Genomic DNA, 26,309 nt, shown 5'->3' with positions numbered 1-26,309 from the left:
TTGCCGACGATGACGGCGTGGTTTGTGTGCCGGCCGCGCGGGCCGCGCAGACGCTGCAAGCCGCCAGCGCACGCGAAGCCCTTGAGGCAGCCAAGCGCGACCAACTGGCCGCCGGCGTGCTCGGCCTGGATATGTACAAGATGCGCGAGCTGCTGGCCCTGGCCGGGCTTCGCTATGTCGATTGACAGGATGGCGAACATGCAGATTGGATTGATTGGCTATGGCGAGGTCGGGCGCATCCTGGCGGAGGATCTGCGCGCCCAAGGCCAGACCGTCAGCGCCTACGACCTGAAATCGGCGATCCAGGACCATGCCGACAGCTACGGCGTCGAACTGGCCGCCTCAGCGGCCGATCTTGCAGCGCGCAGCGATCTGCTGATCAGTGCGGTGACAGCCAGCCAGACCGTCGCGGTGGCCGAAGCGGCGAGCGCGGGCCTGAGAGCCGGCTGCTTCTTTCTCGACATGAACTCGGCCTCGCCCGGCGCCAAGGCCCGCGCAGCCGCGCTGGTCAGCGCCGCTGGCGGCCGCTATGTCGAAGGTGCGGTGATGACGAGCGTGCCGCCCTACCGCATCAAAGTGCCGCTGCTGCTGGGCGGCCCGCATGCGCAGGCGCTGCTGGTGCCGCTGAATGAGCTGGGCTTCGCGGCCCAGGTCGCCAGCGAGCAGCTGGGCGTAGCCTCGGCCACCAAGATGTGTCGAAGCGTTCTGATCAAGGGTCTGGAAGCGATGGTGATCGAGAGCTTTTCTGCGGCACGCCACTACGGTGTCGAGGATGCGCTGATCGCGTCGCTGCACGAGACCTTCCCGGCCATCGACTGGGAACGGCAGGCCAGCTACTTCTTCCAGCGCGCAATCGAGCACGGCCGGCGCCGCAGCGAGGAGCTGCGCGAGGTGGCGCAGACCGTGCGCGAGGCCGGACTCGACCCCTGGAGTGCTGCCGGCACCGCTGAACGCCAGGCCTGGGTTGCCGATCTGGCTGATATCGGCGTGTTCGGCCCCCGTGGCAATTCCGGATTCGCACAAAGCAGCGATTGGCGCGTCGAGGCCGACCACCTGCTCCAGCATCTGAAAGACAAGGCATGAGTAGTTGCTTCGAGAAAACACCCGGCTGGCTGGACTGGCATGCCGGCCCGTCCAAGCCGCGCTTGCAGTTGCCGGCCGGCGCCGTCGATGCGCATTGCCATGTGTTCGGCCCCGGCGCCGAATTCGCCTACGCGCCGCAGCGTAAGTACACGCCCTGCGACGCCAGCGCCGATCAGTTGTTCGCACTGCGCGACCATTTGGGCATCAGTCGCAATGTCGTCGTGCAAGCGACATGCCATGGCGCGGACAACCGCGCCATGCTCGACGCGCTGGTCCGCTCCGAGGGGCGTGCCCGCGGAGTCGCCACGGTGCGGCGCGACATCAGCGACGTCGAGCTGCAGCGCATGCACGCGCTGGGTGTGCGCGGCGTGCGCTTCAACTTCGTGCGCCGCCTGGTGGACTTCACGCCCAAGGACGAGTTGGTGGACATCGCCAGGCGCATCGCCCAACTGGGGTGGCATGTGGTGGTCTATTTCGAGTCCGCCGATCTGCCCGAGCTGTGGGACTTCTTCACCGCGCTGCCAACGGTGGTCGTTATCGACCATATGGGTCGCCCCAATGTCAGCCAGCCGGTCGACGGGCCCGAATTCACGCTGTTCCTGCGCTTGCTGCGCGAGCACAGCAATGTCTGGACCAAGCTCAGCTGCCCTGAGCGCTTGAGTCTCAGCGGCCCTGCGGCCTTGCACGGGCAGGCCAAGCCCTATCGCGATGTGCTGCCCTTCGCGCAGCGCGTGCTGGCCGAGTTCCCGGATCGTGTGCTGTGGGGCACAGACTGGCCACATCCCAATCTGAAGGATCACATGCCGGATGACGGCTTGCTGGTGGACTTCGTGGCCCAGATCGCGAGCACCCCCGAACTCCAGCAGCGCCTGCTGGTCGACAACCCGATGCGGCTTTATTGGCCCGAAGAGAGCACGAAATGATGAAAACCTCCCTGACCCGTCGCATCGTCGTAGCCTGTCTGCTGCCCTTGACCGCCATCGGATCCGCACAGGCACAACAGAACTATCCCAACCGCACGATCAAGATCATCGTCGGCTACAGTCCCGGGGGCGCGGTGGACATCATCGCCCGCACGATCGCCGAACAACTGCAGGCGGGCCTGGGCCAGGCCGTCATCGTGGAGAACAAGCCCGGCGGCGGCACCAATATCGCCAACAAGCTGCTGATCGACAGCCCAGCCGACGGCTACACACTGATGCTCGCCGCCAATGCACTGGCGGCCAATGTCTCGCTTTATCAACCGCCTCCCTACGAGCTCGGCCGCGACATCACGCCGATTGCCCAGGTTGGCCGGGTTCCGGTGGTGCTGGCTGCCAATGCCCAGGCACCGATTGCCTCGATCAAGGACCTGGTCGCCCAGCTCAAAAGCAAGCCCGAGTCCATCACCTACGGCTCCCCTGGCAATGGCTCGACCCCGCATCTAGGCATCGAGATGTTTGCCCATGCGGCCGGCGTGCGCTTCACCCATGTGCCCTACAAAGGCGGATCGCAGGCAATGAACGACGTGATCGCCGGCCACATCCAAACCGTGGCGGTCAACGCGCTGGAGGTGCTGCCCCATGCCAAGACCGGCAAGCTCAAGGTGTTGGCCGCGCTGAGTGCGAAGCGCTCGCCGATCTACCCCGATGCGCCGACGATCGCCGAGTCGGGCTACCCAGGCTTCGAAGCCTCGGTCTGGTACGCCCTGATCGGGCCCAAGAACCTATCGCCGACCATCGCCGGTCGCCTGCATCAGGAGGTGCAAAGGGCGCTGGCAGTGCCCGCCGTGCGCGAGCGCCTAGCCAGCTCCGGCGGCGAGGTCACGCCAGGTTCCAGCGCAATGCTCGCGGCCTTGCTGGACAGCGAAAAGCAGCGCTACGAGAAGCTGATCCGCACGGCTCGCATCACACCCGATTGAGCAAGCGCCCCGGCAGCTATCCCAGCTGCTGACTGAGAAAACAACAGGAGACAAGATGACCCCATCAATAGCCCGCCGCAGCCTGCTGATGGCAGGCCTCAGTGCCGCCGTGCTGCCCGTCGCACGGGCGCAATCTGGCAAGACCTTGCGCATCATCGTGCCCTTCCCGCCCGGTGGGTCTACCGACATTCTGGCCCGCGCCATCGGCAACAAGCTGGGCGTGGCACTGGGACAGACCGTGGTGATTGAGAACAAGCCCGGCGCCGGCGGCTCCACCGGCGCCGCCGAAGCCGCCCGAGCCGAGGCCGATGGCAGCACCTTGATGATGGGGCATATCGGCACGCTGGCGGTCAACCCGGCGCTGTACCCGAAGCTGCCCTACGACCCGATCAAGAGCTTCGCGCCGGTGGCCTGGGTGGCCCGTGTGCCCAATATTCTGGTGGTCAGCGCTGGCTCACCAATCAAGTCGCTCCACGAATTCACCGCGGCAGTGCAGGCTAAGCCGGGCCGAATGACTTATTCCTCGGGCGGCAATGGCAGCGCGGCCCACATCACGATGGAATACCTGAAGCTGCGCGCCAAGCTCTTCATGCTGCACATCCCCTATCGCGGTACAGCGCCCTCGATCAACGACCTGATGGGCGGCCAGGTGGATGCCACATTCACCGGCGCGCCGGTGGTGCTGCCCCATGTGCGCAGTGGCCGCCTGCGTGCTCTTGCGGTCTCCAGCAGCCAGCGCCTGGCTGCACTGCCCGAGGTGCCGACGGTGGCCGAGAGCGGCTTCCCCGGATTCGACGCCGACCAGTGGTACGGCTTTGTCGCCCCGGCAGGGACGCCCGCCGCCGCCGTGACCCGGCTCAACGCGGAGATCAACAAGATCCTGCTGCTGCCCGATGTCGCCAAGCAGCTCGCCACCGAAGGCGCGATTCCCATTCCCACTCCGCCCAAAGCCTATGCCGAGCTGATTGCCCGCGAGATTCCGCGCTGGGCGGAGGTCGTCAAGGCCGGCCAGGTCAAGACCGACTGAGCCGCAGCGCCGCCCGTCCAGTTCCCAGAGAAGAACAGCGCGCCACAGGCCCTGGCACAGCGGGTCAGGCCGCCGCATTGAAAAACCAACAGGAGACACAATGAAACACACGACCCGCATCACCGCCTGCGCAGCCGGCCTGGCCTGCCTAGGCCTGGCCCTACCGAGCGCTGCACAAGGCAGTAAAAGCAGCGTCACGATATACGGCATCTTCGACGCCGCCACCCGCCACGCCAACAACGTCACCGCCGACCGCGCCTCGCGCACGACGATGGAAGACGGCATCTTCACCGGCAGCCGCCTGGGCTTGCGGGCCCGCGAGGACCTGGGCGAGGGCCTGGCCGCAGTGCTGACAATGGAGTCCGGCTTCGATCCCAGTAGTGGGGTCTCGCTGCAAGCCACGCCAACCGCCGACTTCGGGCAGGCCCAGGCCTCGCCACGCTTCTGGGGCCGCGAGATCCATCTGGGTCTTGTGGGCAAGAGCTGGGGCGTCAAGCTCGGTCGGCAATACACCGTCGCCCACAGTTTGACTGGACGCTTCCAGCCCCAGGGCAACCCGAACAACCTTGCCCTATCGGTTTTTAGCAGCCACCATATCGCCCGCCAGGACAATATGTTGCGAGTCGATGCCAAGCTCGGCGGCGTGGACCTGACTGTTTCCAAGACCTTTGGTGAAGTGGCCGGCAGCGATGACAACGGCTCCTGGGCACTGTCGGCCTCATACGCCAGCGGGCCGATCTTCGTCGGTGCCTACGTCCAGCAGTTGAACAACGTGACCGGCACCGAGACTCGCAAGATCCTCGGCCTGGGCGGCAACTACAAGCTCAACGAGGCGCTGACCTTGTTCGCTGGCGCAATGCGCCGCAGCAACGAGCTCAGCCCACAGGTCAACAAAGTCTGGACCCTGGGCGCCAACTACCAATTGACGCCGCAGATCACGCTGAGCGCGGCCCATCTATCCGACGAGCAAAGCGGCAGTGCGGCACTGGCGGGGTCGCGCAAGGTCAGCTATGTGCAGGTGGCCTATGCCTTCTCGCGCCGTACCGATGCCTATTCGGTGCTCGACAACAACCAAGTCGAAGACGGCTATGCCAAGCCAACATTCATGGGCACCAAGGGCAGCCAGAGCGCGTTGACGGTCGGTCTGCGCCACCGCTTCTGATAATTCAGCCAGGAGATAGATCTGATGAAACAAGAAACCAAGAATGGCCGCGTTCGCCGAGTGCTTTTGGCCGCCGGTCTGCTTGCCGGGCTGGCGGGGCCCTTGCAGGCCCAGACCTACCCGAGCCGTGCGATCACGCTGATCGTGCCGTTCGCGCCTGGTGGCGTCGCTGATGTCACGGCCCGCGCGGCGGCCGAGGCCATGGCCAAGACACTGGGGCAGCCGGTGATAGTGGACAACCGGCCCAGCGCCGGCAGCATCATCGCAACCCAGGCGGTGGCCAGCTCCAAACCCGATGGCCACACACTGCTGCTGATGAGCAATGGCAATGCGGTCAGCGTGGGCCTGTTCAAGAAGCTGCCCTACGACACGATGAGAGACCTGACCCCGGTCTCGACCTTGGGCTTCTTCGATCTGGCGGTGTTCGTGCCGTCCAACTCGCGCTTCAGCTCGCTCCAGCAGGCCATGCAGTACGCCAAGGCCAATCCCGGCAAACTCACCGTAGGCACCATTTCGGCCGGAAGCACCCAGCATCTGGCCGGCAAGCTGTTTCAGACGGTCAGCGACGCTGAGTTCTTGACGGTACCCTACAAGGGCTCTCCGGCGGTACTGATGGCGCTGCGCGGCGGCGAGATCGATCTAGCGCTGGAGATCGTCGGGCCGATGCTGCCGCATCTCGGTGCCGGGGTCGTCAAGGCCCTGGCCGTCACCGGCAACCAGCGCAACCCGGCCCTGTCCGACGTGCCGACGATGCAACAGGCCGGCATCGCCAACTACAACGTCAGCTCATGGAACGCGATCGCGGTGCCAGCTGGCACCCCGCCCGCTATCGTTGCACGTTTGAACGGCGCTATCAGGGAGGCTATGACGTCTACCCCGGTGATCGCCAAGCTGGAGAAACTGGGCATGCGGCTGCAGGCTGGCACGCCAGCCCAGGCTCAGGCCTTGCTGGCCAGCGACATCAAGCGCTGGGGCGAAGTGATCAAGAACGCAAAGATCGAGGCCGAGTAGGCCGGCCCGCAGGGCCATCGCCACCCCTTGCTAAAATCCACCGCTAACCCCGGGCGCAGTCGCAATCACGCGAACAAGAGCCCGGAGTCGGTTTGAATTGCCGGGCCGACCTTTTAACCGTTGGTCTCTTGAGTCCATCACGCGGCCCCGGTCTAAGACATTGAACTAGCAAGCAGGCTGATATGGAATATCCCGGCAATCTCTTCGTCGTCGCCGCGCCCAGCGGTGCGGGCAAATCCAGCCTGGTCAAGGCCTTGCTCGAGCTCGATGCCAAGCTGGCCGTCTCGATCTCGCACACCTCGCGTGCGCCGCGCGGCCAGGAGCAGCATGGCCGCGAGTACTGGTTCATCGCTCCCGAGGAGTTTCGCGCCAAGGTCGAGCATGGTGACTTCTTCGAGTGGGCCGAGGTGCACGGCAATCTCTATGGCACCTCGCGTGCAGCGATCGAAGCGCGCATGGCGGCTGGCGATGATGTGGTGCTGGAGATCGACTTTCAGGGTGCGCTGCAGATCAAGCAATTGTTCCCCTATGCAGTGCTGGTCTTCATCCTGCCGCCCTCCTGGGAGGAGTTGCAACAGCGCCTGAACCGCCGCGGCGACACCGAGGCCGCCGTGATCGAGCGGCGCATGGCCAATGCGCGCATCGAGGTCGCGCAGGCTCACCGCTTCGATTTCGTCGTCGTCAATGCGGTGTTTGACACCGCTGTTTTCGACCTGAAAGCCATCGTCCACGCACAAAGGTTAAAATACGCGGCTCAGCGCCGAAATCGCTCCGCCGTGTTCCGCGCTCTTGATCTTCCCTGAACCACCCGTACTGGAAACATAATGGCCCGCATCACTGTCGAAGACTGTCTGACCAAGATCCCGAACCGCTTCCAGTTGGTGCTTGCCGCAACCTACCGCGCTCGCATGCTGAGCCAGGGTCACACGCCCAAAATCGAGAGCAAGAACAAACCCGGCGTAACCGCGCTGCGCGAGATCGCCGCAGGCGAAGTGGGCATTGAGATGCTGCGTAAAGTGCCGGTCTAATCCCCCTCGCTTCACCCGCAAGAAGGCGCCTCAGGGCGCCTTTTCTTGTTTCTTGGTGGCCACCACGAGCAGCTGCTCAACCACGCGGGTCGCCTCCTGCCGCGCCGCCTCGCTGCCCTGCTCGGCGCTCCAGCGTGCCAGCTGGTTCATCGCGCCATTAAGCGCCGCCGCCAACGCATCGGACTGCAGCACGCAGCTCGCCGTATGCGCCTGGCGCATCTGACGCAGGCCCTGCTGTAACGCCGCATAGCCATGGCGCGCATCTAGCGCTTCCCACTGCGCCTCGCCCAGCACCGCCGGTGCATCGATCAGCAGCACCCGGCAGCGCCCCTGCTCGCCGACCGCAGTCATCCAGGCGAGCGAGCCCAGTCGAAGGCCCTCGCGGTCGTCGGCCACATCAGCCGTAGCAAACTCGATGGCCTGGGCCAGTTCGCCATGCATCTGCTCGCAAACCGCCTTGAACAAATCCTTCTTGTCGCGAAAGTGGTGATAGAGCGCGCCGCGAGTCAACCCGGTGGCCGCCAGGAGCGTCTCGGTCGACGTCGCTGCATAGCCCTGGGTCTGAAAAAGCGCGCGCGCTTGCGCAATCAGGCGCGCGCGCGAATCGGCCGCCTGCTGTGCCTTTTTGCCCAAAGGGGCGGCCGGCGCGGCTGGCTCCGGGGGCGCAGCGGGGGGGATGTTCTTCTTTGGCACCGTCATTGACATACAGACTGTCTGTATATTAAAGTAATTTCACATACAGACAGTATGCATTTAAGGGCAGGTGAAGGCCATGCAGATTCTGGATCACTACCCCCTCATCACGACGAGCCAGCCGCACAGCTGCGCCGAGTTCTATCAGCGCTATTTCGGCTTCGAGACCGTGTTTTCGTCGAGCTGGTTCGTGATGGTGCAACGCCCCGCTGAATCGGGCCACGCCATCACGCTGGCCTTCATGAGTACCGACCATCCGTCGATGCCGCCCGGCCCCGAGCTGTTCAATGGACGAGGCCTTCTGATGACGCTGCAGGTGGCCGATGCAATGGCGGCCCAGGCCGAGTTGCGCGCGGCCGGCGTCACGATCAGCTACGAGGCCAGACGCGAGCCCTGGGGCCAGATCCGTTTCCAATGCCTGGACCCTGCCGGCCTGGCGCTGGACATCTGTGAGCAGGTCGAGCCCGCCGCTGGTTTCTGGGATTCGTACATACCATCCGAGGACGTCTGACAGCTCCGAATGCCCGCCGCACGGTGGCGGGGACGGCCTTGCGTTAAATTCGGGGCATGGGTTTCAGATCATTTGCCGTCGCTCGCCTGCCCGCCGCCCTCACCGGCTTGTCAGGCTTACGCCCCGCCCCCGAGCCGACCGAGGCCGAGGCGGCGTCGTTCGACGCGCTGGTCCACCGCCTGGCCTACCTGCCGAAATCGGACATCAAGCGCATCCGCGAGGCCTATAGATTCGCCGACGAGGCCCATCTGGGGCAATTCCGTGCCAGCGGCGAGCCCTACATCACCCATCCGATCGCCGTAGCCGGTATTTGTGCCGAATGGCGGCTCGACGCCCAGGCCATCATGGCCGCGCTGATGCACGACGCGATGGAGGATTGCGGCATCACGAAGACCGAGCTGATCGAGCGCTTTGAGGCACCGACGGCCGAGCTGGTCGACGGTTTGACCAAGCTGGACAAGCTGCAGTTCTCGACCAAAGAAGAGTCGCAGGCCGAGAGTTTTCGCAAGATGTTGCTGGCGATGGCGCGCGATGTGCGGGTCATCCTCATCAAGCTGGCCGACCGTCTGCACAATATGCGCACGATGCAGGCGATGGCGCCTGACAAGCGCCGCCGCATAGCCCGCGAGACGCTTGACATCTATGCCCCGATCGCCCATCGCCTGGGCCTGAACCAAATCTATCGCGAGCTGCAGGAGCTGTCATTCAGCTTCATCAACCCCTGGCGCCATGCCGCGCTGGCCAAGGCCATTGGCAAGGCGCGCGGCAATCGACGCGACCTCGTCTCTCGCATTGAGCGCGATGTCGTGAAGTCCTTTGCCGAGGCCGGCATCAAGGTCGAGATCCAGGGCCGCGAGAAGACCCTGTTTTCGATCTACAAGAAGATGAAGGACAAGCACCTCAGCTTTGCGCAGGTCAGCGACATCTTCGGCTTTCGCATCGTCGTCGACGAGCTGCCGACCTGTTACCTCAGCCTGGGCGTGCTGCACCAGCTCTACAAGCCCCAGCCCGGCCGCTTCAAGGACTACATCGCGATCCCCAAACCCAATGGGTACCAGTCGCTGCACACCACGCTGGTGAGCCCTTTGGGAACGCCGGTGGAGTTCCAGGTCCGCACCGAGGCCATGCATTTGGTCGCTGAGAAGGGCGTAGCCGCGCACTGGATGTACAAGAGCCGCAGCGATGCCCAGGCCACCCAGCAATTGGGCGCGCACTGGCTGCAGTCGCTGATCGACATCCAGGACGAGACGCGCGATGCCAACGAGTTCCTCGAACACGTCAAGATCGACCTGTTTCCCGATGCGGTCTATGTCTTCACCCCCAAGTCCAAGATCATGGCCCTGCCCAAAGGTGCGACGCCGGTGGATTTCGCCTATGCGATCCACTCGGATGTCGGCGACCACTGCGTAGCCGCTCAGATCAACGGCGAGCCGGTCCCGCTGCGCACCGAACTGCGCAGCGGCGATGTGATCGAGATCGTTACCGCTGCAGGTGCTCGCCCTAACCCCGCCTGGCTCAGCTTTGTGCGTACCGGCCGGGCGCGCTCGAAGATTCGCCATTTCCTGAAGAACCTGGAGCAGGACGAGTCGCGCGAGCTTGGCGAGAAGATGCTGGCCCAGGCCCTGCGCGCCGAGGGCTTGGCCCTGCCCAGCCTGGATGACGACGACAACGAGGCCGCCCAGCTCTGGCAGCAATTGGCCCGCTGGGCCGGAAACCGCCATGTCGACGAGTTGCTGGTCGAGGTCGGCCTGGGCCGCAAGATCGCCACCATCGTTGCCAAGAAACTGGCCCGCATGCTGGCCGAGCAGGGGCAGCGCCCGGATGCCGTCATGTTGTCGATGGGCCGATTTGCCAGTGACGATGCGCCAGCCCAGGGGCAGGTGACGCTGGACGGCAGCGAAGGCGCATCGGTGCGCCTTGCTCCCTGCTGCCGACCGATCCCAGGCGACGAGATCAAGGGTTACTTGGGCCGCGGCGAGGGACTGATGGTGCACACGGCCGAGTGCCAAGTCGGTCGTCGTCTGTTCCAGCGCGATGCCGAACACTGGATCGCGGTTAACTGGGCCGACGAGTTGACCCGCTCCTTCGAGGCCGGTGTGGCCGTGCTTCTGAACAACGGCAAGGGCGTTCTGGCCCAGGTGGCCCAGGCCGTCAGCAGCGCCGAGGCCGACATCACTCACATTTCAATGAGCGACGAGTCGCAGGCGCGCGAAACCGCCGAGATGAGCTTGCTGCTGAGCGTGCGTGACCGGCTGCATTTGGCCGATGTGCTGCGCACCCTGAAGCGCTCGCCCTCGGTGCTGCGGGCCTGGCGGATTAAGCCCTGATCAGGCAGCGGGCGCGGGGTAGCTGACCTCCAGCACCTCCAGCCGCTCGACGCCGCCGGGCGTCATCAACTGTACCTCGTCGCCCTCGCGGGCCTTAAGCAGCGCGCGCGCAATCGGCGAGATCCACGACACCTCGCCGGCCAGGCTGTCGCTCTCGTCGATGCCCTTGATCGTGATCGTGCGCTCTTCGCCCTTGGCATTGGCATAGGTCACGGTAGCGCCGAAGAAGATCTGGTCGCTGCCATGGTGGGCGCTGGGATCAGCCACCTCGGCGATGTCGAGGCGCTTGGTCAGGAAGCGCAGCCGGCGGTCGATCTCGCGCAAGCGCTTTTTGCCGTAAAGGTAGTCACCATTCTCGGAGCGGTCGCCATTCTTGGCCGCCCAAGAGACGATCTCGACGATCTTGGGCCGCTCCACATCAAGCAGCGCCATGAACTCGGCGCGCAGGCGCGCATAGCCGGCCGGGGTCATGTAGTTGCGCGTACCCTGTGGAAGCGACGGGAGGGCCAACTCCTCGTCGTCCTCGTCCTGCGTGCTTTCCTTGGTGAATGCCTTGCTCATGGCGTGTATTGTGTCGCCAGTGCAAAAGAACATCAGGAAACAAGATGAGCAAGGGGCCATTGACCGGATTGCGTGTGATCGAGTTCGCCGGCATCGGCCCCGGCCCCTTCGCCGGCATGCTGCTGGCCGATATGGGCGCCGAGCTGATCGTGGTCGAGCGCCCGGCGGCGTTGCGCACCCTAGGCGCCGGCGAGGCAATGAACCGCGGCAAGCGTTCGATCTGCCTCGACTTGAAGCATCCGCTGGGGCTGCAAGCGGTGCAATCCTTGGTCAACAGCGCCGATGCGCTGATCGAGGGCTACCGGCCCGGTGTCATGGAGCGCCTGGGTCTGGGTCCGGCGGTGTTCGAGCACAGCAACCCACGCCTGGTCTATGGACGCGTCACCGGCTGGGGCCAGACCGGCCCCTTGGCGCAGGCAGCTGGACATGACATCAACTACGTGGCGCTGACTGGTGCCCTGTCGGTCGCGACGCGAGCCGGCGTGCCGCCTAGCCTACCCGCCACATTGCTGGGCGATATGGCCGGCGGGGCGATGTTCCTGGCCTTCGGTCTCGTCTGTGCGCTGCTTGAGGCCAGGGCATCGGGGCGCGGCCAACAGATCGATGCCGCGATGGTAGACGGCGTCGGCACCTTGACCGCACTGATCCATTCGCTGCGCGGCAGCGGTCTTTGGAGCGACCAGCCGGCCGAGAACTTCTTCCTGCACAGCTCCCCCTTCTACGACAGCTTCGAGTGTGCCGATGGGCAGTACCTGACCCTGGGCGCAATCGAGCCGCAGTTCTATCGCGAGCTGTTGCAACGCCTGGACTTGGCCGATGTCGACCCCGCGCAGCAGTACGACCGAAGCCTATGGCCGGCGCTACGCGTGCGTGTCGCCCAACGCATCAGAAGCAAGACACGAGATGAATGGGCGCAGTTGCTGGAAGGCAGCGATGCCTGTGCGGCACCGGTGTTGAGTCTGACAGAGGCCGCCGAGCATCCGCACAACCGGGCTCGCGGCAATTTTTCCGACATTAACGGACAGCTGCAGCCGGCCGCATCGCCACGCTTCTCGCGCACGCCGGGCCGCACTCCGCAGGCTGGCCCCGCGCCCGGGGCCCATACCCGCGAGTTGTTACTCGAGCTGGGGCTGGCGCCACAGCAGATCGAGCAATTGATGACCTAAAAAACAAAAGGCCTGTGATTGCTCACAGGCCTTCGTCCGTTTCTTCTTATTAGGTGGTGCGGCTGGCAGGATTCGAACCCACGACCCCTTGGTTCGTAGCCAAGTACTCTATCCAACTGAGCTACAGCCGCACGACGTTCTTACTTCTTCTCACTCGACCCCGCCCGTCGTGGGATGGCAGGATCCGATGTTTTTTTGGTGCGGCTGGCAGGATTCGAACCCACGACCCCTTGGTTCGTAGCCAAGTACTCTATCCAACTGAGCTACAGCCGCTCCAAGCCCTCTACTATAGCACGGTATTTGCAAGGCAGGCAAATGTTTGCCACTGCCCAGCATCTTTCTCACTGAGCGGTGGCAGCTGCTTCGAAGCAGCGGGCACGGCGCTCCATGTCGCCGTCGTGGGTCGCCAGCGCCGCCAGGGTCAGCCAGCTGCGGCGGCGCGCGGCCACCGGCAGGCTGCGGTCTTCGGCGGCCTGCTCCAGCATCAAACGAGCCTTGCCCCATAGCTGGCGCTCGGCCAGCGCATGGCCCAGCGCATAGGCCAGATGCTTGTCGCGCGGAAAGCGCTGTACCGCCGACTCCAAACGCTGCAACCACTCCGGACCCAGGCCCGGCACCGCCAGCACCAGAGCCTCGGACAGCACGACGCGCTCGTCATTGCCCAGTTCGTCAAGCTGCTCCCAGAACGGGCGCAGCCAGCCGCGCCCATCCTCCGGTGCGCCTAGCCCGGCTGCGCACTGAGCAGCTCGCCCGGCAACAAACACATCACGGCGATCTGAGCCGTCGAGTTGCAGCCAGACCTGACGCAACTGATCGACGTCTCGCGCACCTTCCAGCGCCTCGAAAGCCAGCGAGCGCAGCAGCCCCTGGGCGGCAACCTTGGAAAAGCCCTGGTGCTTGGCCAGTAGCCGGGCGGTGCGCAGCGCCTCCAGCGGCTGCTTGGCCAGACGCGAGGCCTGCAATTTCAGCCGCAGGGCCTGGGTACGACGCGCCACACCGGGCCCCAACTCGGACAGCAGATCCAGCGCCCGGCTCGCGTCGCGATCGTCAAGCGCCCATTCGGCCGCCAGCAGCCGCGCGCCCTCTTCCGAGGCTTTGGCTTGAGGCACGCGCTGGGCCAGATCCAGCGCCTGTTGCAACTGCTCATCGCGGCGACGCCGGTCCTGCAGCCGGTGCGCGCTGTGTGCGGCCAGCAAATGACTCAAGGCCATGAAAGCACCGTCCTGCGGCAGTTCGGCCGTCTGCGCCTGTATCGTCAGCGCGCGTTGGGCCGCCTTCTGGGCACGGCCATAGCGGCCGCCAAAGAACTCCGACAGCGCCTCGCGCAGCGCCAGCTGGGCGGTACGCTCGCGCTGCGCCAGCCGCCATTCGCGGGCACGCTGTGGCAAGCTGGTCAAGGCGTTCAGTGTATGGATCAGCGTGACCAGCGCGAAGCAGCTGCCCACCAACACCAGCAGGAACAGGTTCAGCGAGACATCGAGCCGCCAGCCATTCCAGTAAAAACTTACCAGGCCGTCATTGCTGCCCAAGGTCAGCGCGGCCACCACGGCCACCGCGAACAGCAGCACCAACCAGATCATTGTGCGCATAAGGGAAGCGTCGCCTTTCGCGTCAACGGCCACCGGCGGCCATCAAGGCCGCCAGCGTGTCGTCTGGACGCGGCACATTGACCTGACGCGCCTGACCGGCTACCTGACGCAGCAGCTCGGAGGCGGACGCCACCTTGCGCGAGCGCCCGTCGAAATAGCGATCCAGCAGCGACTGGGTGTCGCGCAGATCGGCCTGGGCGGTGTCGAACTGCCGGCTCAGCAGCGCCAGGCGCGCATTCAATAAGCGCAGCTTCAGGTTCTCGCGCAGGAAGAAAGCTTGTTCGGGCGCAAGCAACATGGCCTCGGGATGATCGATACGGGTCACCCGGAGCAAGGACTTGGCTTCCAGCCAGACATGGCCGGCCAGGTCGCGCCAGCGCTCTTCGGCAACGCTCATCCAATGCGCGATCAGGCCCTCGTCGGCCGGTGCTGAGGCCGCCGCAGCCGCCTTGGCAGGCTTGGTTGCGGCCCGTTCGACGCGAGCCTGGCGAACCGCCATGGCCTCACTGGTCTTGTCCGCAGCCGACAGCATCGGCAGCTCGTCGAGCAAGCGCACCACCTCGTCCAGCTTGATCGCCAAGGTGGAGACATCGACCACGCTCACCGCCTTGACGCGGTCCAGATCGCGCGCCACCGCGCGCCGCACGCCTTCCAGGCGCGGCTGCTTGTGACGGGCCAGGCGCTCATCGGCCTGGCGCAGGGCCGCCACGAGCGGCTCGGCACTGCCAGTGATGCCGGACTGCTGCAAAGCGACTCGCAAGGCCGATTCGATATCGACGATAACGTTCTCGTCGCGCGAGCGCGACATCGACTGGATCAGCTCCTCCAACTGGCCGCGCTGCAGCGCGACCTCGGCCAGCCGCGCCTCCAGCAATGCAACCTTGGCAGCGGTGTCGCGGGTCAGCTCCTGCGACTGGCGCGCCAGCGTGCGGGCCTCGCTGGCCTCGCCCTGGCTCAAACCCTGTCGCCGAACCAGTTCCTGCTCCAGCTCCTTGAGCCGTGTCTGGCCCTGCCAGGCCAAGCCCAGCGCTGCCACCGACAGTACGGTCAGGCCGGCTGCCAAAGGCGGCACCCAGGGGGGCGCCTTCGCGCCAGCCACTGCTACAGGCGCTGCTGCGGGGATGGGGGGCGGCGCCGCAGGGGCAGCCGCCTCGGGCATCGAGGAGGGGGAGGAAATATTGTCGCTCACGGTCGAAACGATTGTAGGGGGCGCTCTTGCAGGGCCACCAAGGCCTGGGTAACCGCCGCCGCATCGGGTCGCGCCAAAACCACATGGACCAGGCCCAGACGACGCGCGCGCTCAGCGATGCGCTGATGGGTGGCGATGGCACTTGCCCGGGACCAGTCGATGCCGGCGCCGGCCAGGGTCTGCAGATGGTCGATCGCTTCGGCGCTACTGAACAACCAGACGTGCTGATCGGGCGCGGCTAGCGCCGCTTCCAGGGTGGCCTGCTCAGGCGCATCCAGCCGAGGGCAGCGGCGCAGGTAGACGCCGTACTCACACACCTTTGCACCACGCTCGCGCAGGCGCTGGGCCAGCCAGTCGCGTCCGCCGTCGCCTCGCAGTATCAGGGCCAAGCGCCCCTGCCAGTCCTGCGCCGACAGCATCGGCCACAGATGTTCCGAATCCAGGCTGGGGGCATCGACCGGCGGCTGGACGATGCGTGTCTCGGGCACACCGGCCTCCCGCAGGGCCTGAGCACTGCCTGGCCCCACAGTGGCCGCCAGCGCGCACTCGGGCCAGACCTGACCGGCCGGCCGGGCCGCGAAGAAATGTGTCACCGCATTCGGGCTGACGAACATCGCCAGCCGCGCCTGCGGCAGCTCGCGCCAGGCCTGCGCGGCGGGTTCTCGGTCAGTGGCTGCGGCGATCTCGATCAGCGGCAGCGTTCGCACCGTAACGCCGAGGGCCGCTAGGCGCGCTTGCCAGGTGCCTGCCTGCTCGCGCGGCCGGGTCAGCAGCAGCGTCAGCGGCCTGGTCACTCAGGGCGCCGGCAGGTAGTCACGCGCGCCGCGCTCGCGCAGCAGGGTCGCGGCCTGTTCGCCAAGCTGGCGGGCTTGGGCCTCCGTTTGCGGCGAGCCTGTCAGCTCAACCTTCAGCAGCGGCAACTCATGCTGCTCGGCGTGGCCCAGCGCGGCGTTCAGCGTCAGACGACCGTCCAGCCATTGCGCGTGAGCCGCCAGCGGCATGCTGCAGCTGCCGCCCAGTGCCCGCGACACCGCCCGCTCGGCCTGCGTAGCCAGCCAGGTCGGCATGTGCGAGAGCGCGTTCAACCGGTCCTTCAGCGCGACCGCGTCGGCGCGCACCTCCAGGCCCAGCGCGCCCTGGCCGGCGCAGGGGATCATCTGCTCGACGCTAAAGACGCTGCGGATGCGTGCAGCCAGGCCCAAGCGTTTGAGCCCAGCCGCTGCCAGCACGATGGCGTCGAAGCCGCCTTCGTCGAGCTTGCGAAGCCGGGTGTCCAAATTGCCGCGAAGCGGCTCGATGCGCAGATCCGGGCGCAGCGCCTTCAGCTGCACGACCCGGCGCAGGCTGGAGGTGCCGACCACGCCGCCCGTGGGCAGCGCGGCCAGGCTGTCGTAGCGGTTCGAGACCCAGGCGTCGCGCGGATCCTCGCGCTCCATGATGGCAACCAGATCGAAGCCCACAGGCAGGTCCATTGGTACATCCTTGAGCGAATGCACGGCCAAGTGGGCATGACCTTCCTCCAGCGCGGTCTCCAGCTCCTTGACGAAGAGGCCCTTGCCGCCGATCTTGGACAGCGCGCGGTCCAGGATCTGGTCGCCCTTGGTCGTCATGCCCAGCAGCTCGACGACCAGGCCCAGGTCCTGCTCCAGCCGCGCCTTGACATGCTCGGCCTGCCACAGGGCGAGACGGCTTTCCCGGGTCGCGATGATCACCGGCTTGACTATGTTTGATGCGCTCATGCCCGGCATGCTAGCGCAGCAGGAAAATGATGAAGAAACTGTTAAAGTCAGATTGAGGTAACTTGGTTACATCACCCCGCCTGCTTTTTCGCATCAACCCACGACGAGCCCTGCCATGCCCGCAAGACCCGCCTCCCGCTCAGCGAAGACTCTCAAGCCCTCACCCGCCGCCGATAAGAACAAACCGCTGATGGAGGACATCCGGCTGCTGGGTCGCATCCTTGGCGAGGTGATACGGGAGCAGGAGGGCCGCGAGGCCTATGAGCTGGTCGAGCGCGTGCGTAAGCTCTCGGTGGCGTTTCGCCTGAAGCGCGACGCCCAGGCCGGCAAGACCTTCGACAAGCTGCTCAAGAGCCTGTCTGGCGACCAGACCGTCAGCGTGATCCGCGCCTTCAGCTATTTCTCGCACCTGGCCAATATCGCCGAGGACCGCCACCACGTGCGCCGCCGTGAGATCCACGACCGTGCCGGCAGCCTGGCCGAGGGCTCGCTGGCCTTTGCGCTGGAGCGTCTGCACCAGGCAGGCGTGCGACCGAGCGAGATCGCCAAGACCCTGCAGCACGGCTTCATTTCTCCGGTCTTGACAGCCCACCCGACCGAGGTGCAGCGCAAAAGCATTCTGGATGCCGAGCGCGCGGTGGCCGAGCTGGTCGGCGCGCGTGACGGCCTGCACACGGAGCGCGAAAAGCGCGACAACGAGGTGCTGATCCGCGCCCGCGTGACCCAGCTCTGGCAGACACGCATGCTGCGCTACTCCAAGCTGACAGTAGCCGACGAGATAGAGAACGCGCTGTCCTACTACCACTCGACTTTTCTACGCCAGATCCCAAAGCTGTATGCCGAGCTGGAAGAGGCCCTGCCAGGTCACCAGTTCAACAGCTTTTTGCGCATGGGCCACTGGATAGGCGGAGACCGCGATGGCAACCCCAATGTCACCGCCACCACCTTGCGCCACGCCTTAAAGCGCCAGAGCGAGGTGGCGCTGCGCCACTATCTGACCGAGATCCACGAGCTCGGCGCCGAACTGTCAATCTCGGCCCTGCTGGCAACCATCAGCCCGCAAATGCAGGCACTGGCAGATCGCAGCCCGGACCGCAACGAACATCGTCTGGACGAGCCCTACCGCCGCGCGCTAACGGGCATGTATGCGCGCACCGCCGCGACCTTGCAGGAGCTGACCGGCACCGAGGCGCTGCGTCATGCGGTCGCGCCGCAGGACCCGTACCACTCGCCCGACGAGCTGCTGGCCGATCTGCGTGTGATCGAACACTCGCTGCGCAGCCACCATGCCGAGGCCCTGATCGCGCCGCGCCTGCAGCCGCTGATACGCGCGGTCCAGGTCTTTGGTTTTCATCTGGCCACGCTGGACCTGCGCCAGAGCTCGGATCAACACGAGGCGGTGATCGCCGAATTACTGTCCACCGCCCGCATCGCGTCCGACTACAGCGCGCTTGACGAGGCCCAGCGCCGCACGCTGCTGCTGCAGCTGCTTGCAGACGCCCGGCCGCTGCGCGTTATCGGCGCAGCCTACAGCGACAAGACCGTCGGCGAGCTGTCCATCTTCGAAGCAGCCCGCGAGGCCTTGCAGCGATACGGCCGCGAGTCACTGCGCCACTACATCATCTCCCACACCGAGTCGGTCAGCGATCTGCTGGAGGTGCTGCTGCTCTTGAAGGAAGTCGGCCTGGTGCGCGGCACGCTGGACGGCGAAGCGGTCAGCGACCTGATCGTCTCCCCGCTGTTCGAGACCATTGGCGATCTGCGCGAGGCGCCCGGCATCATGGCCGAGTTCTATGCGCTACCAGGCATCGCCGCGTTGATCCAGCGCTCCGGTGCCGAGCAGGACATCATGCTGGGCTACTCCGACTCCAACAAGGACGGCGGCATGTTCACCAGCTCCTGGGAGCTGTACCGCGCCGAGATCGCACTGGTCGAGTTGTTCGACGAGCTGCGCAAGAAAAACCCGCTGACGTTGCGCCTGTTCCATGGCCGCGGCGGCACTGTCGGCCGCGGCGGCGGCCCCAGCTACCAGGCCATCTTGGCCCAGCCCCCGGGCACCGTCAACGGCCAGATCCGACTGACCGAGCAGGGCGAGGTGATCGCCTCCAAGTACGCCAACCCCGAGATCGGGCGGCGCAATCTGGAGACCCTGGTGGCCGCCACGTTGGAAGCCACGCTGCTGCACCCGACCAAGAGCGCGCCGAAGAGTTTTCTGGACGCCGCTCAGGCCCTTTCCGACTCCAGTTTCAAGGCCTATCGCGGCTTGGTCTATGAAACGCCGGGCTTTGCCGAGTATTTTTTCGCGGCCACGCCGATCCGCGAGATCGCAGAGCTGAACATCGGCTCGCGTCCAGCCTCGCGCAAGGCCACTCGTGCGATCGAAGACCTGCGCGCCATCCCTTGGGGCTTCAGCTGGGGCCAGTCGCGTGTGGCGCTGCCTGGCTGGTGCGGCTTCGGCTCGGGGGTGCTCGCCTTCCTCGGCGACGGAGAGGCGCGTACGCAAAACCTGACCCTGCTTCGCCGCATGGTCAAGCAGTGGCCCTTCTTCCGCACCCTCTTGTCCAATCTGGACATGGTGCTGGCCAAGACCGATCTGGACATCGCGGCGCGCTATTTGGAGTTGGTCGAGGACCGGCGCCTGGGCAAAAAGATCTTCGCTGCCATTCAGGCCGAGTTCGCCCGGACGCAGGAGGCCCTGACCCTGATCACGGGCGAGAAGCAGCGCCTGGCCGCCAACCCGGCACTGGCCCGCTCGATCGAGCACCGTTTCCCCTACATCGACCCCCTGAACCATCTGCAGGTCGAACTGATGCGACGCTACCGCGCGGTCGCGCCCGACAAGCGCGCCGAGGACCCGACGATGGAGCGGGTGCAGCGCGGCATCCATCTGTCTATCAACGGCATTGCGGCGGGGCTGCGCAACACCGGTTGAGGCCTCGTATAGTGGATTGATCGAGAGACTTGGAGGAGTTCGCATTGACGCGCCATATGTTGATCATCGATCCGCAGAACGACTTCTGCGACATCCATGGCGCCAGCCTGCCAGTGGCCGGTGCCGATGCCGATCTGCACCGACTCGCCGCACTGATCCGCGCCGAGTCGGCCAGCCTGGACGCCATCACGGTCACGCTGGACACGCATCGCCGGCTGGACATCGCCCATCCAGGTTTCTGGTTCAAGACTGATGGTGCGGCGGTGTCGCCCTTCACCCAGATCACAGCTGCCCAGCTGCGCGCCGGCGATTTCAGGCCGCGCGATGCTTCGGCGCTGCCCCGCGCCCAGGCGTACCTGGATGCACTGGAGGCGCGCGGCCGCTACACCTTGATGGTCTGGCCCGTGCATTGCGAACTGGGCAGCTGGGGCCACAACATCCATGCCCAAGTCCAGGCCTCCGTGGTGGCCTGGCAGTTGCAGCGCCAGCGCCATGTCGAGTTCGTGCTCAAGGGCATGAACCCCTGGACCGAGCACTACAGCGCGCTGCAGGCCGAGGTGCCCGACCCGACCGATCCCGGCACCCAGCTCAACCAGGGCCTGGTCGAGCGCCTGGATGCCTGCGATGAGCTGTGGATCGCTGGAGAGGCCAGCAGCCACTGCGTCAAGGCCACGGTGGAAGATCTGGTGGCCCATCTACCAAGCCGCAACGTGGGCAAGCTGGTCCTGATCGAGGACAGCATGAGCCCGGTGAGTGGCTTCGAGGCCCAGGCGGCCGAGTTCTTGGCGCGCATGCGCGCCCAAGGTCTGCGCATCGCCCGCAGCAGCGAGTTGAGCTTATGAGCAGCGAGCGCAGACCCGTCATCTCTAGCCTGCTGGAGACCGATCTCTACAAGTTCACGATGTGGCAGGCCATGCTGCATCGGCACCCCCAGACCCAGGCCGAATACAGCTTTGTCTGCCGCAACGCGCCGGCCTACCCCCTGGCCGAGCTGCTGGACGATGTCGATCGCGAGCTCGATCACTTGTGCGCGCTGAACTTCGCGGCCGACGAGCTGGCCTATCTGGGCGGTCTGCGCTTCATCAAGTCCGACTTTGTCGACTTCCTGCGGATCTTCCGCTTCCAGCGCGATTTCATCCGGGCCCGCGCCGACGGTCCGCACCTGGAGATCATCGCGCGCGGCCCGCAGGTCCATGTGATGGGCTTCGAGATCTATGTGCTGGCCATCGTCAACGAGCTTTACTTCCGCCGCTTCGACCACGCCGAGGCACTGCGGACCGGCCGCGAGCGACTGCAGGGCAAGCTGGCCCAACTGCGCGACTTCGCCGCCGAGCCGATGCGCGGCCACCCCTACGAGTTCTTCGATTTCGGCCTGCGCCGGCGCTTCTCGGGTGACTGGCATCGCGAGGTGATCGCGACGTTGGCCGCCGAAGTGCCGCAGTACTTCAAAGGCACCTCGAACGTGCTGCTGGCCCGCGACCTGGGCCTGGTGCCGATCGGCACCATGGCGCACGAGTATCTGCAGACCTTCCAGGCCCTCGATGTGCGCCTGCGCGACCACCAGAAGGCGGCACTGGAGGCCTGGGTACAGGAGTACCGCGGCGATTTGGGCGTGGCGCTGACCGATGTGGTTGGCATGGATGCCTTTTTGGCCGATTTCGACCTCTATTTCGCCAAGCTATTCGACGGCCTGCGCCACGACTCGGGCGAACCGGTCGTGTGGGGCGAGAAGGCGCTGGCCCACTACGCCAAGCTGCGCATCGATGCGCACACAAAGCGCCTGGTGTTCTCCGACAGTCTCAACATCACCAAAGCGCTGGAGCTGTACCGCCATTTCGCCGACCGCACCCAGCTGGGCTTCGGCATCGGCACCTCGCTGTCCAACGATATGGGCCTGCGCACCCTGCACATCGTGATGAAGCTGACCCAGGCCAATGGCCAGCCTGTGGCCAAGCTGTCCGACAGCCCCGGCAAGACGATGTGCGACGACCAGACATTTCTTGCCTATCTGCGCCAGGTCTTCGGCATTACGGCCCCTCAAGTTGCCGGGTCTGATGCCGATAAACAGGGCTCGGAGGCGCCATGGACATCAACACGACATCCCTGATTAACAATCTGCACGGCTCGCAGGCCGGCTCGGTGCAAGCCAGCGCCCAGCTGCTGGTGCTGAAAAAGGCGATGAGCCTGCAAGGCCAGGGCGCCATGCAGCTGCTGGCCTCGGTGCAGCCTCCCCCGCTGGCCACCAGCGGCAACCTGGGTACGAAGCTGAACGTCTACGCCTGATCAGGCCGGTGGGCGCTGGCCGGGCTCAGTCCCTGTGCCCCGCCAACGCCTCGCGCACCGCCGCCACCTGGCGCCGTGAGACCGCCAGCCACTCGTTGACATGGGCGATGCGCACCGCCCAACCCTCGGCCCCCTCACCGCCATCCGCTGAGCCGCCATCGAGCTCGCCGAAGTCGGTCGCCGCGTGGCGCTCCAGCTCACGCACCGCCGACTTGGCCACCAGCGCATTGCGATGCACGCGCAGGAAGCGCTCGCCCAGGCGCTGTTCCAGCTCCGAGAGACTGCCGTCCATCACCAGACTCTGGCTGGCGGTGCGCAAGGTCAGGTACTTCATCTCGGCCTTCAGGTACAGCACCTCGGCCAGGGGGATACGCAGCAGGCGGCCGCGATCATTGATGGAAATCACTTCGGCCTCGGCAGCCCCTTCGCCGGGCTCGCGCCTGGCCGCAGCCCGCTCGGCGAGGCGCTGCGCCACCCGTGCCAGCGAGGCCTGCAGACGATCGCGCCGCACCGGCTTGGTCAGGTAGTCGATCGCATCGAGCTCGAAGGCCCGCAGGGCATGCTCAGCATAGGCGGTGACGAACACCACCGCCGGCCGTACTGGCAGCTCGCGCAAGGCCTCGGCCAGCTGCAGTCCATCCGGGCCAGGCATCTGCACGTCAAGAAGCACCAGATCGCAGCCATGATCTCTTAACCAGGCCTGGGCCTGGGAGGCGGTGCCGGCCTCGGCCACCACCTCGGCACGCGGCTCATCGCAGGCATCCAGAAGGCCGCGCAGGCGCATCCGCGCCAGCGGTTCATCATCAACCAACAGGACTCTCAAAGCGGACTGTGCATGCATGGCAATGGGCTCAGCGTGGCAGCAGGATACGCACCGTGAAACGCTGGGCCTCCTGACTCACCTCAAATCGGGCGGCCACATCATGCATCAGGCGCAGACGCTGGCGCACATTACGCAGCGCCAAGCCATGGCCGACCTGCTTGGCCTTGGCGCCGACTGTGTTGACTACGAGGATCTCGACCTCGGCGCCGCGCGCACGCGTGCTCACCTGGACATCGCCGCCGCTGTCATTGGGTTCGATACCATGGCGCACCGCGTTCTCGACCAGCGGCTGCAGCAGCAGCGGCGGCACCCGGGCATTGGCCGCCGCCGGATCGAGCTGCCACTGCACCCGTAGGCGCTCGCCGTAACGGATCTGTTCGATGTCCAGATAGCGGCGCGCGAGTTCGACCTCGGCCTCCAGGCTGACCACGGTGTCGGCCTCGGCCAGCGCGACACGAAACAGCTCGCTGAGGTCCTCTAGCACCCCCTCGGCGCGCTGCGGATCGATGCGCACCAAGGCAATCGCGGTGTTCAGGGTGTTGAACAGGAAATGTGGCCGGATGCGCGACTGCAGCTCGACCAGTCGGGCCAGAGCGTCGGCCGGGCGCTGCGTGCGCTCGCGCAGCTTCAACCAATACAGCAGCAGCGCAGCGGTAGCGGCGCCGGCCATCGCCACGCTGGACAGGCGAAACCAGCCGCCGTCCTCGTCACTGGCCAGATTCAGCAGGTGCCAGCCCCCCAGCGCGCACAACGCCCCCAGACTCAGCACCACAAACCACTGCCAAGGCTCGCGCCAGCGCGCCAGTAGGCGCCGCAGGCCGCAAACCAGCAGCAGCCACAGCAGCACGCCGCTGAGTGTCACCACGGTGCCGCTGCTCATCCATAAGGCCCACTGAGAAAAGCCGCGAGCGCCCAGCGCAAGCCCCAACGCCAACAGCAGCTGTACGCCCAGCACGGCACGCAGCACCAAGCCAACATGGCAGACATCGAAGACCCGTTGGGCGTCGAACAGCGGCGAGAACTGTTCGGCTTCGGTCGGCTGCGGCGCCAGGCCCAGCACGCTGGTCAGGTTACGACTGTCGGACCAGTCATGCTCACGTCGTCCTGCCATCGTCTGCCAGCCCCTCGATAGAATCACGTTTTCCCTATTTTGCTCCAGGCCGATCTCGCGTCCATGCGGGCCGGCCCTGCCGCCATCTCACCATGTCCCAGCCCGCAGACAACCAACTCGCCAACAAAGCCCAAGCCTGGTCCGCACTGTTCTCCGAGCCGATGAGCGAGCTGGTTAAGCGCTACACCGCCAGCGTCTTCTTTGACAAGCGCCTGTGGGCCGCTGACATCCAGGGCAGTCTCGCCCATGCCGAGATGCTGAAGGCCCAGGGCATCTTGCCGGCCGAGGACCACGCTGCAATTGAACGAGGCATGGCCCAGATCCGCGGCGAGATCGAGGCCGGCAGCTTCGAATGGAAGCTGGACCTGGAGGATGTGCATCTGAACATCGAGGCGCGCCTGACCGAGCTGGTGGGAATTCCGGCCAAGCGACTGCACACCGGGCGCAGCCGTAACGATCAGGTCGCCACCGATGTGCGGCTGTGGCTGCGCGGCGAGATCGACGAGCTGAACACGCTGCTGAGCGCACTACAGCTGGCCCTGGTCGAGGTGGCCGAAAAAAATGCCGAGGTCATCCTGCCCGGCTTCACCCACCTGCAGGTAGCCCAGCCGGTGGCCTTCGGCCATCATCTGCTTGCCTATGTCGAGATGTTCGCCCGCGATGCCGAGCGCCTGGCCGACACGCGCCGTCGCGTCAACCGCCTGCCGCTGGGCGCGGCAGCGCTGGCGGGCACCAGCTACCCGCTGGATCGCGAGCGCGTGGCCAAGACTCTTGGCATGCAAGAGGTCTGCCAGAACAGCCTGGACGCCGTCTCGGACCGCGACTTCGCGATCGAGTTCACGGCCGCCGCCTCGCTGATCATGGTGCACATCTCGCGCCTGTCGGAGGAGCTGATCCTGTGGATGAGCCAGAGCTTTGGTTTCATCGATCTGGCCGACCGCTTCTGCACTGGTTCATCCATCATGCCGCAGAAGAAGAACCCCGATGTGCCGGAGCTGGCGCGCGGCAAAACCGGTCGCGTAGTCGGCCATCTGATGGGCCTGATCACCTTGATGAAGGGCCAGCCCTTGGCCTACAACAAGGACAACCAGGAGGACAAGGAGCCGCTATTCGACACCGTCGACACGCTCAAGGACACCTTGCGCATCTTTGCCGAGATGGCCGGCGGCATCACGGTCAAGCCCGAGGCGATGGAGCGTGCCGCGCTCAAGGGCTACGCCACTGCGACCGATCTGGCCGACTACCTAGTCAAGAAGGGTCTGGCCTTCCGCGATGCGCACGAGATCGTCGCCCATGCGGTCAAGACAGCCATCGGCATGGGCGTCGACCTGTCGGCGCTGCCGCTAGCCGAACTGCAGAAGTTCGATGCCCGTATCGGTGACGATGTGTTCGAGGTGCTGTCGCTGCGCGGCTCGCTGAACGCCCGCAATATCCTCGGCGGCACCGCGCCGGCCCAGGTGCGCGCCCAGGTGGCGCGGCATCGCGCCCGGCTCGGCGCCTGAGCTTGAGCCAGCGCAAGCCCGACCCAACAGGGCCGGGCTAGGCTGGCGAGCATGAATAGTCTGCCTTGGAGCGATGACCTCGCTCTCGACCACCCCCAGCTGGATCGAACCCACCAAGAGTTCGTCGAACTGCTGAACGCCCTGGCTAACCTGCTCGTGCAGGGGAATGCCGACCCCCTGCCCCTGTATGCCCAGCTGCTGGCCCATACTGAAGCCCATTTCGCGATGGAAGAGGGCTGGATGGCGGCCACCGGCTTCGCGCCCGATAACTGCCATGCCCGCCAGCACGCGATGGTGCTGGACCTGATGCGCCAGGTGCAGATCCACGCCCATGCTCAGCAAGACCTGGAACCCCTACGCCGCCTGCTGCCCGAGCTGATAAGCTGGTTTCCCGCCCATGCCGAGATGATGGACGCGGCCCTGGTCTATCACATGGGCCAGCTGGGTTTCGACACCGGCACGGGCCGGATGAGCCGGCCGCCGCTCCAGCCAACCCCGACCATCAGCTCCTGCGGCAACAGCAGCTGCGCATAGACGCTTGGCAAGCTGGACCTGGCTCCGTATACTGTATGCATCAACAGTATTCGAGGGGTCCATCATGCGTTCCTGCTATCGCCAGACCTACAGCCCGGCTCCCGTGTTGCGTGTTCCTCGCTGGCTGCGCAGCCTCTG

25 protein-coding genes, 2 tRNA genes and 1 pseudogene are annotated in these 26,309 nt (G+C 65.6%); 18 read left to right on the top strand and 10 right to left on the bottom strand.

The window, feature by feature from the left end; all coding sequences use genetic code 11:
* The 9 genes and pseudogenes from OOZ63_RS13545 to rpoZ form a co-directional block, all read left to right on the top strand.
* Positions 1-185: pseudogene (locus OOZ63_RS13545) on the top strand (4-carboxy-4-hydroxy-2-oxoadipate aldolase/oxaloacetate decarboxylase); the annotation flags it as partial.
* Positions 186-189: 4 nt separating this feature from the next.
* Positions 190-1,083, top strand: coding sequence for a DUF1932 domain-containing protein (locus OOZ63_RS13540; RefSeq protein WP_266006044.1), 894 nt, complete (start codon positions 190-192; stop codon positions 1,081-1,083).
* Positions 1,080-2,006, top strand: a complete 927-nt coding sequence (locus OOZ63_RS13535; RefSeq protein ID WP_266006043.1) for an amidohydrolase family protein — start codon at positions 1,080-1,082, stop codon at positions 2,004-2,006. Before OOZ63_RS13540 ends, OOZ63_RS13535 begins: the two co-directional genes overlap by 4 nt.
* On the top strand, positions 2,003-2,983 hold the full coding sequence (locus tag OOZ63_RS13530; RefSeq protein WP_266006042.1) for a Bug family tripartite tricarboxylate transporter substrate binding protein: 981 nt from the start codon (positions 2,003-2,005) through the stop codon (positions 2,981-2,983). Before OOZ63_RS13535 ends, OOZ63_RS13530 begins: the two co-directional genes overlap by 4 nt.
* 55 nt (positions 2,984-3,038) lie before the next feature.
* On the top strand, positions 3,039-4,010 hold the full coding sequence (locus OOZ63_RS13525) for a Bug family tripartite tricarboxylate transporter substrate binding protein (RefSeq protein ID WP_266006041.1): 972 nt from the start codon (positions 3,039-3,041) through the stop codon (positions 4,008-4,010).
* 100 nt (positions 4,011-4,110) lie between these two features.
* Positions 4,111-5,172 (top strand): porin, encoded by a 1,062-nt coding sequence (locus OOZ63_RS13520; RefSeq protein ID WP_266006040.1) that lies wholly within the window; start codon positions 4,111-4,113, stop codon positions 5,170-5,172.
* Positions 5,173-5,196: 24 nt separating this feature from the next.
* A complete protein-coding gene (locus tag OOZ63_RS13515) occupies positions 5,197-6,183 on the top strand; it encodes a Bug family tripartite tricarboxylate transporter substrate binding protein (RefSeq protein ID WP_266006039.1) in 987 nt (328 codons plus the stop codon).
* A gap of 182 nt (positions 6,184-6,365) precedes the next feature.
* Positions 6,366-6,986 carry a guanylate kinase gene (gmk, locus tag OOZ63_RS13510; RefSeq protein WP_266006038.1) on the top strand — a complete coding sequence of 207 codons (621 nt, stop codon included), beginning with the start codon at positions 6,366-6,368 and terminating at the stop codon, positions 6,984-6,986.
* A gap of 21 nt (positions 6,987-7,007) precedes the next feature.
* Entirely contained in the window at positions 7,008-7,211 is a 204-nt protein-coding gene (gene rpoZ / locus OOZ63_RS13505) for a DNA-directed RNA polymerase subunit omega (protein WP_124452325.1), read from the top strand.
* Positions 7,212-7,241: 30 nt separating this feature from the next.
* Here rpoZ and OOZ63_RS13500 read toward each other — a convergent pair whose 3' ends face one another.
* On the bottom strand, positions 7,242-7,916 hold the full coding sequence (locus OOZ63_RS13500) for a TetR/AcrR family transcriptional regulator (protein WP_266006036.1): 675 nt from the start codon (positions 7,914-7,916) through the stop codon (positions 7,242-7,244).
* A gap of 67 nt (positions 7,917-7,983) precedes the next feature.
* Here OOZ63_RS13500 and OOZ63_RS13495 point away from each other — a divergent pair, with 67 nt between their 5' ends.
* Both OOZ63_RS13495 and OOZ63_RS13490 read left to right on the top strand, forming a co-directional pair.
* On the top strand, positions 7,984-8,415 hold the full coding sequence (locus OOZ63_RS13495) for a VOC family protein (RefSeq protein ID WP_266006035.1): 432 nt from the start codon (positions 7,984-7,986) through the stop codon (positions 8,413-8,415).
* 56 nt (positions 8,416-8,471) lie between these two features.
* Positions 8,472-10,742 (top strand): RelA/SpoT family protein, encoded by a 2,271-nt coding sequence (locus tag OOZ63_RS13490; protein ID WP_266006034.1) that lies wholly within the window; start codon positions 8,472-8,474, stop codon positions 10,740-10,742.
* Here OOZ63_RS13490 and greB read toward each other — a convergent pair whose 3' ends face one another.
* Entirely contained in the window at positions 10,743-11,303 is a 561-nt protein-coding gene (greB, locus tag OOZ63_RS13485; RefSeq protein WP_266006033.1) for a transcription elongation factor GreB, read from the bottom strand.
* Between the two features lie 44 nt (positions 11,304-11,347).
* Here greB and OOZ63_RS13480 point away from each other — a divergent pair, with 44 nt between their 5' ends.
* The gene (locus OOZ63_RS13480; protein ID WP_266006032.1) at positions 11,348-12,469 is read left to right on the top strand and encodes a CaiB/BaiF CoA transferase family protein; all 1,122 of its coding nucleotides are present in this window, start codon (positions 11,348-11,350) and stop codon (positions 12,467-12,469) included.
* 54 nt (positions 12,470-12,523) lie between these two features.
* Here the strand turns inward: OOZ63_RS13480 and OOZ63_RS13475 are convergent.
* The 6 genes from OOZ63_RS13475 to hemC all read right to left on the bottom strand — a co-directional run bounded on the left by OOZ63_RS13475 (position 12,524) and on the right by hemC (position 16,986).
* Positions 12,524-12,600, bottom strand: a tRNA-Arg gene (locus OOZ63_RS13475).
* 65 nt (positions 12,601-12,665) lie between these two features.
* A tRNA-Arg gene (locus OOZ63_RS13470) sits at positions 12,666-12,742 on the bottom strand.
* Positions 12,743-12,810: 68 nt separating this feature from the next.
* Entirely contained in the window at positions 12,811-14,058 is a 1,248-nt protein-coding gene (locus tag OOZ63_RS13465; protein WP_266006030.1) for a heme biosynthesis HemY N-terminal domain-containing protein, read from the bottom strand.
* A gap of 22 nt (positions 14,059-14,080) precedes the next feature.
* The gene (locus OOZ63_RS13460; RefSeq protein ID WP_266006028.1) at positions 14,081-15,247 is read right to left on the bottom strand and encodes a uroporphyrinogen-III C-methyltransferase; all 1,167 of its coding nucleotides are present in this window, start codon (positions 15,245-15,247) and stop codon (positions 14,081-14,083) included.
* Positions 15,244-16,041, bottom strand: coding sequence for a uroporphyrinogen-III synthase (locus OOZ63_RS13455; RefSeq protein ID WP_266006026.1), 798 nt, complete (start codon positions 16,039-16,041; stop codon positions 15,244-15,246). Before OOZ63_RS13455 ends, OOZ63_RS13460 begins: the two co-directional genes overlap by 4 nt.
* Positions 16,042-16,986: a hydroxymethylbilane synthase gene (gene hemC / locus OOZ63_RS13450; protein WP_266006024.1), complete on the bottom strand. Its 945-nt coding sequence runs from the start codon at positions 16,984-16,986 to the stop codon at positions 16,042-16,044.
* A gap of 115 nt (positions 16,987-17,101) precedes the next feature.
* Between hemC and ppc the strand changes: the two genes are divergently transcribed.
* The 4 genes from ppc to OOZ63_RS13430 are packed head-to-tail and all read left to right on the top strand — an operon-like array spanning position 17,102 to position 22,201.
* Positions 17,102-19,918: a phosphoenolpyruvate carboxylase gene (ppc, locus tag OOZ63_RS13445; protein ID WP_266006022.1), complete on the top strand. Its 2,817-nt coding sequence runs from the start codon at positions 17,102-17,104 to the stop codon at positions 19,916-19,918.
* A 56-nt stretch (positions 19,919-19,974) separates the two neighbouring features.
* Entirely contained in the window at positions 19,975-20,760 is a 786-nt protein-coding gene (locus OOZ63_RS13440; RefSeq protein ID WP_266006057.1) for a cysteine hydrolase, read from the top strand.
* On the top strand, positions 20,757-22,025 hold the full coding sequence (gene pncB / locus OOZ63_RS13435; RefSeq protein ID WP_266006020.1) for a nicotinate phosphoribosyltransferase: 1,269 nt from the start codon (positions 20,757-20,759) through the stop codon (positions 22,023-22,025). Before OOZ63_RS13440 ends, pncB begins: the two co-directional genes overlap by 4 nt.
* Complete coding sequence (locus OOZ63_RS13430) at positions 22,001-22,201, top strand: putative motility protein (RefSeq protein WP_266006019.1); 201 nt, start codon at positions 22,001-22,003, stop codon at positions 22,199-22,201. The genes pncB and OOZ63_RS13430 overlap by 25 nt, the downstream gene beginning before the upstream one ends.
* A gap of 25 nt (positions 22,202-22,226) precedes the next feature.
* Here the strand turns inward: OOZ63_RS13430 and OOZ63_RS13425 are convergent, their stop codons facing one another.
* Complete coding sequence (locus OOZ63_RS13425; RefSeq protein WP_266006018.1) at positions 22,227-23,042, bottom strand: LytR/AlgR family response regulator transcription factor; 816 nt, start codon at positions 23,040-23,042, stop codon at positions 22,227-22,229.
* A gap of 10 nt (positions 23,043-23,052) precedes the next feature.
* Positions 23,053-24,135 (bottom strand): sensor histidine kinase, encoded by a 1,083-nt coding sequence (locus tag OOZ63_RS13420; protein ID WP_266006017.1) that lies wholly within the window; start codon positions 24,133-24,135, stop codon positions 23,053-23,055.
* A gap of 92 nt (positions 24,136-24,227) precedes the next feature.
* On the opposite strand from OOZ63_RS13420, the gene argH reads away from it, so the two are divergent.
* Together argH and OOZ63_RS13410 are read left to right on the top strand one after the other, a co-directional pair.
* A complete protein-coding gene (gene argH, locus OOZ63_RS13415) occupies positions 24,228-25,637 on the top strand; it encodes an argininosuccinate lyase (protein WP_266006015.1) in 1,410 nt (469 codons plus the stop codon).
* 51 nt (positions 25,638-25,688) lie between these two features.
* A complete protein-coding gene (locus OOZ63_RS13410) occupies positions 25,689-26,171 on the top strand; it encodes a hemerythrin domain-containing protein (protein ID WP_266006013.1) in 483 nt (160 codons plus the stop codon).
* Positions 26,172-26,309 lie beyond the last annotated feature (138 nt).

The organism is Paucibacter sp. PLA-PC-4 (assembly GCF_026241155.1).
Classification (GTDB): Bacteria; Pseudomonadota; Gammaproteobacteria; order Burkholderiales; family Burkholderiaceae_C; genus Roseateles_E.
Note: the sequence above shows the minus strand (reverse complement) of the source record. Positions and strands in the feature narration are given on the sequence as shown.

Excerpts from the sequence above, each read along its gene's own strand:
- OOZ63_RS13530 (WP_266006042.1), top strand. The coding sequence starts at position 2,003 with ATGATGAAAACCTCCCTGACCCGTCGCATCGTCGTAGCCTGTCTGCTG.
- greB (WP_266006033.1), bottom strand. The coding sequence starts at position 11,303 with ATGAGCAAGGCATTCACCAAGGAAAGCACGCAGGACGAGGACGACGAG.
- OOZ63_RS13525 (WP_266006041.1), top strand. The coding sequence starts at position 3,039 with ATGACCCCATCAATAGCCCGCCGCAGCCTGCTGATGGCAGGCCTCAGT.
- OOZ63_RS13520 (WP_266006040.1), top strand. The coding sequence starts at position 4,111 with ATGAAACACACGACCCGCATCACCGCCTGCGCAGCCGGCCTGGCCTGC.
- ppc (WP_266006022.1), top strand. The coding sequence starts at position 17,102 with ATGCCCGCAAGACCCGCCTCCCGCTCAGCGAAGACTCTCAAGCCCTCA.
- rpoZ (WP_124452325.1), top strand. The coding sequence starts at position 7,008 with ATGGCCCGCATCACTGTCGAAGACTGTCTGACCAAGATCCCGAACCGC.
- OOZ63_RS13410 (WP_266006013.1), top strand. The coding sequence starts at position 25,689 with ATGAATAGTCTGCCTTGGAGCGATGACCTCGCTCTCGACCACCCCCAG.
- argH (WP_266006015.1), top strand. The coding sequence starts at position 24,228 with ATGTCCCAGCCCGCAGACAACCAACTCGCCAACAAAGCCCAAGCCTGG.
- OOZ63_RS13500 (WP_266006036.1), bottom strand. The coding sequence starts at position 7,916 with ATGTCAATGACGGTGCCAAAGAAGAACATCCCCCCCGCTGCGCCCCCG.
- OOZ63_RS13420 (WP_266006017.1), bottom strand. The coding sequence starts at position 24,135 with ATGGCAGGACGACGTGAGCATGACTGGTCCGACAGTCGTAACCTGACC.
- OOZ63_RS13425 (WP_266006018.1), bottom strand. The coding sequence starts at position 23,042 with ATGCATGCACAGTCCGCTTTGAGAGTCCTGTTGGTTGATGATGAACCG.
- OOZ63_RS13515 (WP_266006039.1), top strand. The coding sequence starts at position 5,197 with ATGAAACAAGAAACCAAGAATGGCCGCGTTCGCCGAGTGCTTTTGGCC.
- OOZ63_RS13465 (WP_266006030.1), bottom strand. The coding sequence starts at position 14,058 with ATGCGCACAATGATCTGGTTGGTGCTGCTGTTCGCGGTGGCCGTGGTG.
- OOZ63_RS13480 (WP_266006032.1), top strand. The coding sequence starts at position 11,348 with ATGAGCAAGGGGCCATTGACCGGATTGCGTGTGATCGAGTTCGCCGGC.
- OOZ63_RS13495 (WP_266006035.1), top strand. The coding sequence starts at position 7,984 with ATGCAGATTCTGGATCACTACCCCCTCATCACGACGAGCCAGCCGCAC.
- OOZ63_RS13490 (WP_266006034.1), top strand. The coding sequence starts at position 8,472 with ATGGGTTTCAGATCATTTGCCGTCGCTCGCCTGCCCGCCGCCCTCACC.
- hemC (WP_266006024.1), bottom strand. The coding sequence starts at position 16,986 with ATGAGCGCATCAAACATAGTCAAGCCGGTGATCATCGCGACCCGGGAA.
- gmk (WP_266006038.1), top strand. The coding sequence starts at position 6,366 with ATGGAATATCCCGGCAATCTCTTCGTCGTCGCCGCGCCCAGCGGTGCG.
- OOZ63_RS13535 (WP_266006043.1), top strand. The coding sequence starts at position 1,080 with ATGAGTAGTTGCTTCGAGAAAACACCCGGCTGGCTGGACTGGCATGCC.
- OOZ63_RS13430 (WP_266006019.1), top strand. The coding sequence starts at position 22,001 with ATGGACATCAACACGACATCCCTGATTAACAATCTGCACGGCTCGCAG.
- OOZ63_RS13440 (WP_266006057.1), top strand. The coding sequence starts at position 19,975 with ATGTTGATCATCGATCCGCAGAACGACTTCTGCGACATCCATGGCGCC.
- pncB (WP_266006020.1), top strand. The coding sequence starts at position 20,757 with ATGAGCAGCGAGCGCAGACCCGTCATCTCTAGCCTGCTGGAGACCGAT.
- OOZ63_RS13540 (WP_266006044.1), top strand. The coding sequence starts at position 190 with ATGGCGAACATGCAGATTGGATTGATTGGCTATGGCGAGGTCGGGCGC.